This window comes from Pseudomonadota bacterium (genome assembly GCA_034660915.1).
GTDB lineage: Bacteria > Desulfobacterota > Anaeroferrophillalia > Anaeroferrophillales > Anaeroferrophillaceae > DQWO01.
The window spans coordinates 1-13,155 of record JAYEKE010000111.1 but is presented as its reverse complement, the minus strand read 5'-3'; the positions used below and the strand labels follow the sequence as shown (position 1 = coordinate 13,155).

General features: G+C 47.3%; 15 protein-coding genes. 8 read left to right on the top strand and 7 right to left on the bottom strand.

What is annotated here, in order from left to right:
- The 6 genes from U9P07_07105 to U9P07_07080 all read right to left on the bottom strand — a co-directional run.
- On the bottom strand, nucleotides 1-629 hold a 629-nt coding region (locus U9P07_07105; GenBank protein ID MEA2109171.1), incomplete at its 3' end, for an AAA family ATPase.
- A 30-nt stretch (nucleotides 630-659) separates the two neighbouring features.
- Nucleotides 660-1,475 carry an AAA family ATPase gene (locus tag U9P07_07100; protein MEA2109170.1) on the bottom strand — a complete coding sequence of 272 codons (816 nt, stop codon included), beginning with the start codon at nucleotides 1,473-1,475 and terminating at the stop codon, nucleotides 660-662.
- A 50-nt stretch (nucleotides 1,476-1,525) separates the two neighbouring features.
- Nucleotides 1,526-3,274: a GNVR domain-containing protein gene (locus tag U9P07_07095; GenBank protein MEA2109169.1), complete on the bottom strand. Its 1,749-nt coding sequence runs from the start codon at nucleotides 3,272-3,274 to the stop codon at nucleotides 1,526-1,528.
- Nucleotides 3,275-3,324: 50 nt separating this feature from the next.
- Complete coding sequence (locus tag U9P07_07090) at nucleotides 3,325-4,542, bottom strand: outer membrane beta-barrel protein (GenBank protein MEA2109168.1); 1,218 nt, start codon at nucleotides 4,540-4,542, stop codon at nucleotides 3,325-3,327.
- A complete protein-coding gene (locus tag U9P07_07085) occupies nucleotides 4,539-5,096 on the bottom strand; it encodes a polysaccharide biosynthesis/export family protein (GenBank protein MEA2109167.1) in 558 nt (185 codons plus the stop codon). Before U9P07_07085 ends, U9P07_07090 begins: the two co-directional genes overlap by 4 nt.
- 314 nt (nucleotides 5,097-5,410) lie before the next feature.
- A complete protein-coding gene (locus tag U9P07_07080) occupies nucleotides 5,411-6,217 on the bottom strand; it encodes an enoyl-CoA hydratase-related protein (GenBank protein ID MEA2109166.1) in 807 nt (268 codons plus the stop codon).
- A 298-nt stretch (nucleotides 6,218-6,515) separates the two neighbouring features.
- Here U9P07_07080 and U9P07_07075 point away from each other — a divergent pair, with 298 nt between their 5' ends.
- Nucleotides 6,516-7,412: an amidohydrolase family protein gene (locus U9P07_07075; GenBank protein ID MEA2109165.1), complete on the top strand. Its 897-nt coding sequence runs from the start codon at nucleotides 6,516-6,518 to the stop codon at nucleotides 7,410-7,412.
- Nucleotides 7,413-7,419: 7 nt separating this feature from the next.
- Here U9P07_07075 and U9P07_07070 read toward each other — a convergent pair whose 3' ends face one another.
- Complete coding sequence (locus U9P07_07070) at nucleotides 7,420-7,581, bottom strand: hypothetical protein (protein ID MEA2109164.1); 162 nt, start codon at nucleotides 7,579-7,581, stop codon at nucleotides 7,420-7,422.
- A 664-nt stretch (nucleotides 7,582-8,245) separates the two neighbouring features.
- Between U9P07_07070 and U9P07_07065 the strand changes: the two genes are divergently transcribed.
- From U9P07_07065 to U9P07_07035, 7 genes are all read left to right on the top strand, one after another.
- The gene (locus tag U9P07_07065) at nucleotides 8,246-9,031 is read left to right on the top strand and encodes an MlaE family lipid ABC transporter permease subunit (protein ID MEA2109163.1); all 786 of its coding nucleotides are present in this window, start codon (nucleotides 8,246-8,248) and stop codon (nucleotides 9,029-9,031) included.
- Nucleotides 9,032-9,231: 200 nt separating this feature from the next.
- Nucleotides 9,232-10,026 carry an ABC transporter ATP-binding protein gene (locus U9P07_07060; protein ID MEA2109162.1) on the top strand — a complete coding sequence of 265 codons (795 nt, stop codon included), beginning with the start codon at nucleotides 9,232-9,234 and terminating at the stop codon, nucleotides 10,024-10,026.
- Nucleotides 10,027-10,096: 70 nt separating this feature from the next.
- Complete coding sequence (locus U9P07_07055; protein ID MEA2109161.1) at nucleotides 10,097-10,255, top strand: hypothetical protein; 159 nt, start codon at nucleotides 10,097-10,099, stop codon at nucleotides 10,253-10,255.
- Nucleotides 10,256-10,319: 64 nt separating this feature from the next.
- Complete coding sequence (mlaD, locus tag U9P07_07050) at nucleotides 10,320-10,769, top strand: outer membrane lipid asymmetry maintenance protein MlaD (protein MEA2109160.1); 450 nt, start codon at nucleotides 10,320-10,322, stop codon at nucleotides 10,767-10,769.
- 219 nt (nucleotides 10,770-10,988) lie between these two features.
- The gene (locus tag U9P07_07045) at nucleotides 10,989-11,777 is read left to right on the top strand and encodes a VacJ family lipoprotein (protein ID MEA2109159.1); all 789 of its coding nucleotides are present in this window, start codon (nucleotides 10,989-10,991) and stop codon (nucleotides 11,775-11,777) included.
- On the top strand, nucleotides 11,774-12,448 hold the full coding sequence (locus U9P07_07040) for an ABC transporter substrate-binding protein (GenBank protein MEA2109158.1): 675 nt from the start codon (nucleotides 11,774-11,776) through the stop codon (nucleotides 12,446-12,448). Before U9P07_07045 ends, U9P07_07040 begins: the two co-directional genes overlap by 4 nt.
- Nucleotides 12,445-12,918, top strand: coding sequence for a cyclic nucleotide-binding domain-containing protein (locus U9P07_07035; protein MEA2109157.1), 474 nt, complete (start codon nucleotides 12,445-12,447; stop codon nucleotides 12,916-12,918). Before U9P07_07040 ends, U9P07_07035 begins: the two co-directional genes overlap by 4 nt.
- Nucleotides 12,919-13,155: the final 237 nt, after the last annotated feature.

The window sequence follows — 13,155 nt, the reverse complement described above, 5'->3', positions numbered from 1 at the left end:
TCGCCGCCGGCAACCTTGAGTCGATGCTGGATGTAGTGGCGGACATCATCGACAGTCAGGCCCGTAAGGTGGGCGTGAACCGTAACTCTCTGGGTGAACTGGCGCAGACTGCGGCGCTGCAGCTTTTCCTTAAGTTCCGGCTGCCCCACCAGAATAATTTGAATAAGATGTTCTTTTTCTGTTTCCAGGTTGGAAAGCAAGCGGATTTCTTCAATAGTTTCCGCCGGTAGATTCTGGGCTTCATCAATAATCAAAATGGCTCGTTGCTGGTTAGCATAGATCTGGAGCAGAAAATTATGTAGATGTTCCAGTAAAACGGTTTTATCGTTATCGGTGCTGACCAGCTCATATTCCTGACAGAGCATCTTCAGTAACTGGGTGGGGCTGACATCAGGATTGTTGATCAGGGCTAAGTGGAGGTTTTTGGGGATTTTATTAATTAAATGGTTGATCAGGGTAGTCTTGCCGGAACCGACTTCACCGGTGATGACCCCGAAGCCTTTATTCTCGGTGATGGTGTATTCCAGGTGGGTGTAGGCGTTTTCGTGTCCGCCGCTCCAAAACAGATAGGCGGGATCAGGATTAAGGTTAAAAGGCTTTTCTTTCAGGCCATAAAATGATTTATACAATGTTTTCCCTGGTTTTTCTCTTTTGAATAACTAATTTATTACCTTATTCATAATGCTGCCTAATACCGGTTTGTCCTGTAGTAATTCCATTGCTTGTTTGATTTCCCCACGGCTGCTCTTTTCCATTTCAACTACCAGCATAATGCTGTCAATGAAACTTGAAAAAACCAGGGCATCGGCACAGGTAAGCAGTGGTGAGCTGTCGAATATCAGATAACGATCAGCATAACGGGTTTTCATTTCTCTGACCAGAGATTTCATCTGCGGGGCGCCAAGAAGTTCGGTAGAATTGGTTAATGGTTTTCCTCCCGGCAGGATAGTCAAGTTGTCAAAACCGGGATTGATCAGCAGTTCAGGGAGATCGGCTTTGCCAAGCAGGTAATCGGAAAGTCCCCGCTCAGCGCTCAGACCAAAATAGCGATGAATAGAAGGGTGTCGAAGATCAGCATCCACCAGCAGGACGGTGCGGTTGATTTCCTGGGCCATGCTTAAAGCCAGATTGATAGCCGTGAGGGTTGTTCCGGTGCCGGCGGTAGGACTGGTGAGCAGCAGGCTGTTGCCCCGGATTTCCTTGAAATGATCCAATATCCGGGTGCGGAGAATTTTTACCTGATCTCCTGCTTTCCGGGCCTGGCAATCGAAAATTATTTTATTATTGTGTAGCCGTTGTGGATCACAGGGGGATACCCGGGTTTGGACAGAGGATTGACTGCTCTCTGGTTGTTTAAGCTGTTGTTGTGCCGTGCTGTCGGAGTTGTTTTCACTTATCGTAACCGTTACTGTAGGGGCAGACTCCTGTTGCCGGGCTTCTTTTGCTTTTTCTAAGGCTTTCTTAAGTTTACTCATTTAATTAATCCTCAATCCTTATTCCTTTGGATCCCTGGCAATTTGAAAAATTATAGTCTGGAAAACTTGCGCTGGAGTTTGAGCGTCAGGATGTCCAATGGCATGACATACAGGTGAAACAAGAGAAGCCCCAGGGCGATGACAAGCCCCAAGATAAGAACAACGATAAGTTTTTTGTTCCGTTTCTGTCGCCGTTCCTTATCGCTTTCCATCAGGGGGATGGAAGTGAGTACCGGTAGACCGGTTAAACGTCCGAGTTCCTCTTCTGTTTTAATCGCGTCATTCAGGTTTTCCCGTACCGCAGCCAAGCCAACGCCGGCCCCCAGAGCCAGGACAAAGCCGATCAGGACAATGGCCAGACGGTTTGGTTTTGCCGGTCTTTCAGGGGTAAGAGCAGGATCAATAATAGTAAATCGTTCTGCCTGTTGAGATTCTTCCATTTCCTGTGAAACCTTGGCCTCCAGGAGCTTATTCATGATCTCCTGGTATTTTGCCTGGTCTGTCTGCTGGTCACGGATCAGGTCATTGTATTCCTTTTCCACCAATGGAATATTGTCAATCAACTGCTGATAATGGTTGATCTTTTCTTCAATCCGCTTTTTTTCCTGTTTGAGAGAGTTGATTTCCATGGTGGCCGAGGCAATCTGGGTTTTCAGGTTGATGTAGGCCGGGTTTTCCGGATTGTTTTCGCTCGCCGCATTGATGGCGGTTTGTGATTGCTGCTTTTCAATCTGCTGTTTCAGCAGTTTAATCTCTTTTTCCAGCTTGATGACATCAGGATGCTTAGGCCCCAGTTTACCTTTCAGGATTGCCAGCCTGTCTTCACTGTCCTTTAACCGCTTTATTTTTCCCAGAGAGTCATTAGTGTCACCGACTTTTGTTTCAAGTTCGGCAATTTCACCTATCATTCTTTTCACATCCGGGTGCTTGTCGGACAGCCGGGATTGTAGACTGATCAACTGCAGGCGTAAATATTTCAGTCGTTCCCGGGGATTCATTACGGTTTTACCTTCATCGGTGACTACCGGCAGCAGGGGGTCGACATTGGCAAGCTGCCCCTCCAGGTATATTTTACGTTCTTGTTGCGAGCGAATTTGCATGGCAGCCTGATCAATCTGCTGGTTCAGCCGGGAAAGGGCCTGCATGTTGACGGACCGGTATTCCGGCAGTTCCTGGCCGTGCTGCTGCTTGAATTGACTGATCTTTGATTCTTGTTCACCAATCTTTTCTTTTAAATTTTTCAGCTCTTTTTCCAGGAACGTGGTGATGTTGCTGGCCCGTTGTTCCCTGGTTTTCAGGTTGGCTTCCAGGTATAGAGAGGTAAGTTTATTGGTGACTTTCTGGACCGTAGAGGGATTCTCACCTTCGTATGCAAGAGAGAAAGCGATAGTTGCCGTGGTCGACCGGCCCGTACGCCGGTCAGTGACCTCAGTGTTAATCATTTCAAAATTGATGGCATCGCGCATTTTCTGGACAATTTCTTCGGTGGTGAAGCGGTCGCGCATGTCCGGATAAAGATTGAACTGGTTGATGATTTCCAGCAGCCGCGGCCGGCTCAAAATCTGCTGGGTGATGACCTGCAGCCGTTCTTCAACGTAGCTGGTGATAGTGGTTTGAACAAACTCCTGGGGTATTTGCTGCTCTTCGATCAGAATAGTGCTTTGGGAGCGGTAGACCGGCGGCAGGACAAAGGCAACGATGACGCTCAGGGTAAAAATAGAGGCAAAAGTGACCAGAAAAAGAATCTTCTGTCTTCTGATAATTCCTTTGATAGCTTGCAGATCAATCTGTTCATTCATAGTTCTAGTCTCATAATTATTAGCTCAGCAATGATCATCATCCAAAAATTCTATGGTTGGGGAAAACGGAAATTCAGGGACAGCCAGATCCGGTTGCGATCGTAGCGTTGGTTGCTGGTCAGAATTTTATCATATACTTCAGCGTAGGAATAGGTCAGGACCAGGGAGTGCTGCTCAGTCAATTTATAGCTGATACTGGGGGTCAGGTTGAAATAGCGGCTGTCTTCATCGGAAAAATCACTGTCCGATTCGGAGTAGGAAAGAGATGTCGACAATCGGGCCCGCCAGCGGGCGGTGATCTCATAGCCGGCGGTAAAGTGAAAACGATCACGTTCAATACTTTCACCGCTTGAACCGTAACTGAGATCACGGTTATAACCCAGCTCGACCGTCCAGCGTTCGGCGGTTTTTTTCAGGGAGATATCAGCAACCCCGCCCCAGTTATCATCATTTTCCGTCCTGGTGACCAGGATCGGAACCAATATCCCTGGAGGAATTAGGATATAGCGGATTTCCTGCTGGTCATAACTGCTTTCGGTGTATCTGACCCCGGCAAACATGCTCAGGTTCAAAGTTTCACTGAAAGGATGTTCAAAACCCAGGGAGAGTCCATAGTTGTCTACCTGGCTGACATCGGAATCATAATAGTAGTAGTAAGGTTGCAGGATGATAACATCACGCATGTTGGCCAGCTGATGCTGAAAAGTGCCGGTGACTGATTGGAAGTCGTAGTCAAGGTTTAAGTAGCCGTCGTAATTGGTTTGTCCGAAACCGTATTCGAGCTGGCAGTTGCTGACCTCGGACAAACGATAGCCGAAACCGCCGCCAAGGCTGTAGCGCCGGCGGTCTTCACGGTAATTGACCAGGCCGGTTTCTTCCAGTTCCGATTCCAGGGTGGTATCTTTGATGTAAGAACCCCGGCCGGTGAGGGAAAATTTTTCGGTCAGCAGGTATTCGCCGTCCAGATTGCAGCGCAGATATTCATCATCCAGGTCGGTTTCATCGTTATAGCGGAGGATGTCAGCACCCATCCGGTTGTTGATTGTCAGCCGTTCGCTGGCATATTTGAATGTCAGGGACGGGCTGATGGTGGCCAGGTAATCGTCTGTTTCATCCTGATTATCAAAAGTGATATTATCGTCATATTCGCCTTTGATGCTGATGGCCGGTTCCCAGCTGAAATCCGCGGATCGGGCAGCCCCGGGCAGCAGGAAAAATGAAAATATGAGCAAAAGAAGTATTGCTGCCGGACGAAAAAGCATGGTCATGGGACCACCACCACATCACCGCGTTTCAGGATGATGTTTTGTTCCAGGTTCTTGCCTTTTTCCACGTCGTCGTAATCGAAAGGTATTTTTATCGATTTTCCATTTTGCCGGCGGATGATGAAGATTTTTCCGGTGGCGGCAAAGGGATTCAGCCCACCGGCCATAGCCAGGATCTGCATGACGGTGGTATCCTGATTAATGGGGAATTGACCCGGGCGGTTTACCTTGCCGATGACGTAGCCCTGGAGGCTGTTGATCTGGACCAGCATCACCGTCACCGTGGCATCAGGGATGAAATCATTAAGACGTTTAGCGATTTCCTGTCGCAGGGCCGGTACCGTCAGGTTGGTAACCTTGATATCATTGATGAGCGGGAAGGAAATAACCCCGTCGGGAGGCACAATCAGCTGCCGGCTGAGGCTTTCATCCTTCCAGACCGAAATCTCCAGCACATCCCCCGGTCCAATGGTATATGATTTTTCCGCTGCCAGGGCCAAACCGGCAAGATTGAGAATAAATAAGACCAGGAGCAGGTACCGGAATACTCGCTTCATTGTGATGTCCTCCTTTATATTTAAGATGCGACCCTCCTGCTGCCTCGATTATTATTTACTCAACTTTCTGAGTTTTTTGGAAATCCTATAAATCTGTAACTTATTGATTTTATTGTTTAACATTTCCCTGTGTTTCTGCACGCCATAAAGTAAATATTCGACTTTGTCTATAGATTGACAAATTTTTATTATTTCTCACAGAGACACGGAGTCACAGAGGGCAAATGACTGGGGTTCTCTGTGGCTTTGTGCCTCTGTGAGAGTATTTTTATCTTTTCTGAAAACGTAGTCGAATGTTTACTCAGAAAGTTGAGTTATTTACCTTGGAATTTTGCCGCTCTCTTCTCAATGAACGCGTTCAATCCTTCGGTGGCGTCATCGCTGGCGAAGGCTTCCTTGAAGGCATCACATTCAATCCGCAATCCGTCCTTCATCTCCTGGTTAAATCCCTGGTAGATGGCTTTCTTGGCGCAGCCGATGCCGATCACCGCCTTGGCAGCCATTTCTCTGGCAAAAGCCATGGTTTGGTCCACCACCTCATCGCCGGGCAGCAGTTTTTCCACCAGTCCCAGTTCCAGGGCTTGCTGAGGTTTGATCTGGGTGGCGGTGGAGATAAAATAGAGGGCCTTTTTGGGTCCCAGCAGCCGGCCCAGGCGCTGGGTGCCGCCGGCACCGGGAAGAATGCCGAGGGTAGTTTCCGGTAATCCAAGGGTTGGAGTACGTTCTTTGTCTTTGATGGTTATTGATTCAGCCATAAAACGGAAATCACAGGCCAGGGCCAGTTCCAGCCCGCCACCCAGGGCATAGCCACTGATGGCGGCGATGGATATTTTCGGCATGTCTTCCAGCATCTGGTTGACTTCCTGCAGCCGCGCGGAAATGTCCCAGGCCTGGTCAGTAGTCATTTCGGCAAACATCTTGATATCGGCCCCGGCAACAAAAAAGCCGGGAATTTTACTGGCAATAACCAGTACTTTTGCTTCATCATTGTCGCGCAGTTCGGCAAAGGCTTTCGCCAGCTCTTCCACTACTTCACGGTTAAGAGAATTTGCCGGGGGCCGGTTCAGCCAGATGGTTCCAACTCCGTCAGTAATTTCAACATTCATAAATTGATAGCTCATAACTTCCTCCATAAAAAAGTTGTTAAAAAATACGGTTGTTAAACAAAAAATAACTATGTTTTAACCTGGTGAAAATCGCCGTAATCCCAGCCTGTAACTGCCTGTAAAGCTTAGCTAGTAACACAGATTTCCGTGCATGACAAGTGGTTTAAGGTTGTTCTATCCGATTATTCCAAATCATTTCAAACTTGACGTCCAGGATTTTATTTTGCTATGAACAAGTTTGGTTTGTATTGAGCTATTTTAGTTATTTGCCGAATGTTTCTTAACCTGTCATTTAGTCTGGAGTATTGTTTTAATGAAATGTCCGGCCTTTGTTGATACTCATCTTCACTTAAGTCTCGGGGGTGACCCGCGGGAAAACGCCCGGCGGCAATATGCTGCCGGTATCGGTCTGGTGCGTGATGCCGGGGATCGTGATGGCTGTCTGGATGGAGTTGATTTTTCACCATTGCAGGTGGTTCGCACCGGTCCGGCACTTTTTAAACCCGGCTATTACGGTGCTTTTATCGGTGATCAGCGGGATTTGAACCTGGAAGAAAAGATTTCTTCTTCGCCATCCAAATTTGTCAAGGTATTGCTTACCGGCCTGGTCTCATTTGATGAATATGGAGTTATCGGCAAAACCCAGTGGTCGGCGGAGGAATTGCGGGAGATAGTGGCAACTGCCGGGCGTCATGGGAAGAAGGTCATGGCCCATGTCAATTCGGACGCGGCCTGCCGGATGGCGGTTGAAGCCGGTGTCCACAGTATTGAACATGGATATTTTATCGGTCGTGATACTTTGAAAATGATGGCTGACCGGCGGATTTACTGGACCCCGACGGTGGCGGCGATGGCCAATCAGTTGCAGGATCCGGACAGCCGTTTTTCTCCCGCTCAGTGCCGGGTGATTGAAAGAAATTACCGCCGTCAGCTGGAGATGATTAATTTTGCTTATGAGATCGGTACCCCCCTGACCATTGGTACCGATTCCGGGTCCTATAATGTGTTTCATGGTGAGGTCTTTTTTCAGGAGCTTGAACTGTATCGCCAGGCCGGAATCAGCCATGATGACCTGCTGAAGATGGCAAGTGTTGCCGGTTGGGAGATGCTGGAAGTCCCGGTTGGCCGCTGGATCGATATTGATTTTGACCGGTTCCCGGCTGCCGGTTGTGTAGGTGCGGAAATAAAGCCGGCAGGGAATGCCAGCTAGCTTCCATTTAAAAACACAACTTTCTGACTTGCATTGTCAGGGATACCTTACAGGATGTTCGGGCCTGGCTCACAGCGGTATTGGCCGCCGAACGAATCACACGAGGTGATTCGCGGCGGACGCCTCGGAAGCCGGCCATGGACGGCCGGCGAGAATGAGTGAGAGCCATGCCGGAACATCCCTGGAATTTTCTTTCAGTTGTTTTTAGAACAACTCAGAAAGTTGAGTTAAAAAATTACAAACTTTTGCTGAATTTTCTTTAACCGGCAACTATTTCGTTGACATGCCGACCGATAGTAGTTAAATAATTATAAGCATATTCTAATATTTCGAAGTGGTGCTCATCCGGAAACTTTCATTTCCTGATGGACGCTTTCGGCGATCAGTAGCCAGCTGTCAGAAATACATTGGAAAAACAGATGGTTAAGCTGGCTGCTGAGTAAACATTCGACTACGTTTTCAGAAAAGATAAAAATACTCTCACAGAGGCACAAAGTCACAGAGAACCCGAGTCATTTGCCCTCTGTGACTCCGTGTCTCTGTGAGAAATAAAAAAACTGGTAATTATTCAGCGTAATTTTTTTTTCTCGCGCCCGTTCGTTTCACTCACTCAAGACGCAAAGAGCGCAAAGAAAAACGACAGACGATATAGCAAATTGAACTCTTCGCGGTCTTTGCGGCTTAGCGCGAGAATTAAAAAAATTGACGGATATTAGGTCCAAGAATTTGCCAATTTATAAACAAAGTCGAATGCTTACGCTGCTGAAAGCTGAGAGCTAATCGTCCATCCGGAAACAGCAGTTACCGGATGGAAACCGGGTGGTTTTAATTTAATGATTGAATGGCTGGAAAATCTTGGGGCTAATGCCTTGGGAACGCTGATAGAAATTGGCCGGGCCGGGGTTTTTCTGTTCTGGTCGGTGGTCGGGATTTTTCGGCCGCCTTTTAAAATTATGCCGATCATCAAACAGATTCATGTGATTGGGGCGACGTCTTTTACGGTGATATTTTTCACCGGGGCTTTTGTCGGCATGGTTCTGGGCCTCCAGGGATATTATACCCTGAGGATGTTTGGTGCCGAGGGGGCTCTCGGTTCAGCGGTGGCCTTAAGCCTGGTCAGGGAACTGGGACCGGTGTTAACCGGGCTGATGGTGACCGGACGGGTTGGTTCTTCCATCTGTGCCGAAGTTGGGATCATGAGAATTTCAGAGCAGATTGATGCTCTTGAGTGTATGGCTATTGATCCTTACCGTTATCTTATCTCGCCAAAAGTTGTTGCCAGCCTTATTACTTTGCCGCTGCTGACCGCCATCTTTAACATTGTCGGCCTCATGGGTGGTTTTCTGGTGGGGGTGCGGCTGCTGGGGGGGAGTGAAGGTGCCTACATGGCGACGATGAAATCATCGGTCCTGGCGGCGGATATCCGCATGTGCTTTATTAAATCAGTCTGTTTTGCGATTCTGATTGTCTGGATTTGTGCTGATCGTGGTTATTGGGTTCATAAAAGTCGGAATGGTTTCGGTGCTGAAGGAGTAAGTCGGGCTACCACTCACGCGGTAGTGATTTCTTCCGTGGCGATTCTGGTGGCTGACTATATAATTACTTCAATTTTGCTGTAAATTTTTATTTTGACGGTATTGAAATACCTGAATTGAGCGATTAGCTTTTAGCCGTTAGCGATTAGTTTAATGATTATAAGGGATTTCACTATTATAGATACAGTTATCTGTTGGGTACTGTGTATTATTAACGTAATGCCTTAATTTTACCCAGCTAAATGCTAAGAGCTAACTGCTAATTGCTTTACTTAGGAAATAGTATGACTTGTGAAAATTGCTGTATTGAGTTGGTCGGGATAGAAAAATCTTTTGGCAAACAGAAGGTTTTGCGGGGGGTAAACCTGCCTATCCGCCGGGGCTTGACGACGGTTATTGTCGGGGAAAGCGGCCAGGGAAAGAGTGTTCTGCTCAAACATATTCTGGGATTGGTTTCCCCTGATGCCGGCCAGGTGACAGTTGAAGGGCAGGATGTGACCAGGCTCAGACGATCCGAACTGAAAAGCCTGCGGACCCGATTCGGGGTGTTATTCCAGGGTGCCGCATTGTTTGATTCCCTGACAGTTTTTGATAATATCGCTCTGCCGCTGAGGGAGCGGACCCGAATGCCGGCAGCCGAAGTGCGGGAAAAGGTCCATGCAACTCTTGAATTGCTGGGATTGACCGGCAGTGAGGATAAATATCCGGCTCAACTCAGCGGCGGGATGAAAAAACGGGTGGGGCTGGCCCGGGCATTGCAGCTGGATCCTGAAATCCTTCTCTTTGATGAGCCCACCACCGGTCTTGATCCGGTGAAAAGTCATGAAGTTTACCAGATGTTTCATGAGACCCAGAAAAAGTTGGGGTATACCAGCATCATAGTCAGCCATGATATTCCAAAAATCTTCAACCTGGCTGATTATATTGCTCTGCTTCATGAAGGGGTTATCCAGATATGCGCAACCCCGGAGGATATCCAGCGCTGTGAAATACCGCTGGTCAAAGCTTTTGTTGAACGGGTGATGGGGAAAATGTACACCAGTGAAATTGAAGACCTGGAGTTGGCTGCCGGACTTTAAATGATAACTGACTCAACTTTCTTAAGTTGCTCTAAAAATAGTTGTAAGACATTTTCAGGGATGTTCCGGCATGGCTTTCGCTCATTCTCGCCGGCCGTCCATGGCCGGCTTCCGAGGCGTCCGCCGCGAATCACATCGTGTGATTCGTTCGGCGGCCAATACCGCTGTGAGCCAAGCCCGAACATCCTGTGATGCCTTGGCAATACAAGTCAGAAAGTTGAGTATCTAAGTTAAGCGATCAACACAGTTAGTGCTCATCCGGAAATAATTTATAAATATTTTGGGGAATAAGCATGGCGAAAAAAAGATTTAACATTGAGTTGGCAGTGGGTGTCTTTATGTTGATAGGCCTGCTGGCGGTTGCCTACCTGGCGATTAATCTGGGCGGTATTGATTTGTTTGGGGGCAATTATACCAGAATTTCGGCCCAGTTTGATTCGGTTTCCGGATTAAAAGAGGGAGCCCGGGTGGAAATTGCTGGTGTACTGGTGGGTAAAGTTGAGAAAATCTCGTTGAATAAGTATGATATGGCCACGGTGGAACTGTTAATTTTTCCCGAAGTCAAGCTGCAGAGCGACGTTATTGCCTCGGTTAAAACCCAGGGAATTATCGGTGATAAATTTATTAAGATTTATCCCGGAGGTGACGATGTCTATCTTGGTGATGGTGACCAGATAACGGAAACCGAATCAGCCATTGATCTGGAGGATTTGATCAGCAAGTATGTATTCGGCGATGTGTGATGGATTGTAATTTCATTGAGTAGCTTTAAGTTAAAACCTAAGCTGAGCTATTAGCGGTTAGCCATTAACAATTAGCTTTTAAAAATCATGGATTTACGTTGATTAGTAACAACACCCAACGGGTGAAGATTGGCGATATTAAACATATTGTAATTATTAAGCTAACAGCTAACTGCTAAAAGCTAATCGCTTAATTTAGGTAAAAAGGAGAATTTTGAGATGATTGCTGCCAGGAGGATTGTGGGACGGAAAAAGTTATGGCCGGGTCTTACGTTGTTCTTATTTTTGCTGGCCGTTATGGCCTTTGGTGTGGTCTTGGTTTCCCCGGCAGCAGCGGCTGATCAGCAGTTGAATGGGGAAACAGCCGATGAATTTTCCGATGAATATGCCGATACCGATAATATGATTGCCGATCCTCTGGAATCATATAACCGGATCATGTTTACTTTTAACGACCGCTTTTATTTCTGGTTTTTGAAACCGGTTTCCCAGGGATATGGCAAGGTAGTTCCCGAACCCCTGAGAATCGGGGTCAGGAATTTCTTTACCAATCTCAGTGCTCCCATTCGGTTGTTGAATTGTCTGCTGCAAGGGAAATTTACCGCTTTCGGTGATGAACTGAGCCGTTTTTTGCTGAACAGTACGGCGGGTGTTGCCGGCCTGATGGATCCGGCATCCTATGATGGGATGAAGAAATATGATGAAGATTTTTCCCAGACCCTGGGTTTTTATGGAATGGGGCATGGATTCTATTTTGTCTGGCCTTTTTTCGGTCCTTCCAGTGTCCGGGGGACAGCGGGTCTGGCTGCAGACTACTTTACCGAACCACTCACCTGGATATACTGGGATAATATTGAAACAGGTATTGCTGTTGGCAGTGGCAAAATGGTTAACCGTACATCTTTGACCATTGGTACGTATGAAGACTTGATCAAAGCGGTCCTGGATCCTTACGTGGCAGTGAGAAATGCCTATTATCAAAACCAATTGAAAAAGGTTGAAGAATGATGAAACGAACGTGCATGAAATCTCCTTTTGTGGTTTTTATGGTGGTGCTGGCTACGATTTTTTTCGTCGGTATCTCCTTTTCCCTGGCGGCGGAAAGCGAGGCTGCTTTATCCCCCCAGCAGCAGTTGAAATCCGGTATTGATAATTTGATTGAGGTTTTGTCTGATGAAAGCCTGAAAGGTGAAGCCGGCAAAGAACTGCTGGAAGAGAAGGTTGTCCAGCTTTTTAAACAGCACTTTGATTTGAGCTATACCTCCAAGATGTGTCTGGGGCGCCATTGGCGCAAAATTTCGGCGGCGGAAAAAGATGAGTTTGTCGGTTTGTTCTCGGATTTATTGAAAAGTACCTATGTCGGCAGGGTTGACGAATATTCCGGTGAAACGGTTAGTTATAATAAGGAGATAATGCAGGGGAGTAAATCCCTGGTGAAAACAGTGGTTATCAGTAAAGGCAAGGAAATCCCCGTGGATTATAAAATGATCGACCGGGATGGCAGCTGGCTGGTTTATGATGTGATTATCGAAGGAGTGAGCATGGTGCGTAATTACCGCAGCCAGTTTTCTTCCATTTTGCAGAAAAAGAAATTTGCCGAATTGCTTGACCAAATACGGGATAAAATTGCCCAGAACCAGGCGGAAAAAGATGCTGCCAAGGAGCCGCAAAAAGGATGAATCCCGGACCATTGACCTCCATTGATTTAACCACCACCTGCCCGAAGATTGGCGTCTTCCGCTACATGGATGCTGAAGATTGGGGAATTTATAAGTCCTACCTGGAGCAGGCCAGTTATACTGCCGGCGATATCCTTTACCGTGAAGGTGATGCTGGGGATTTCCTTGCCTATATTGTCAGCGGCCATCTTGAAGCCCTCAAAGAGACTGAATTTCTGGCCAAACCGGTAATCCTGGCCAAGTTTTTTGCCGGTTCGCTGGTTGGTGAAATGGCTTTTCTGGACGGCAGTCGCCGGTCGGTGAGCATCAAGGTGATTGAAGACTCCGAGCTGTTGATTTTTACTCGCCAATCCCAGGCCAAACTTCTGGATGAAGCTCCCCGGGTGATGGCAAAACTTTTTAACGGTATTTCCCATCTGCTCAGCCTCCGCCTGCGGCGGGCTAACGATCGACTGGCTACCCTTTTCTAGGAGACCGTCTGAAACAGCCCCAGTTAAATCTCGTAAATATTCGACTAATTCTAAAAACAACCAACGGTAATGCACTATTCAAAAAATCGAACTCTTTTTTGCCGCTTTGGTGACCCCATTTTCTTTTCTCATGGAGGCACAGAGCCACAGAGGGATGTGGGAGAATCTTGCTTTTCTCCGTGTCTTTGTGACCTAAACTGAGCGATTAGCCTTTAAAGGTTTAAGGTGTAAGGTGTA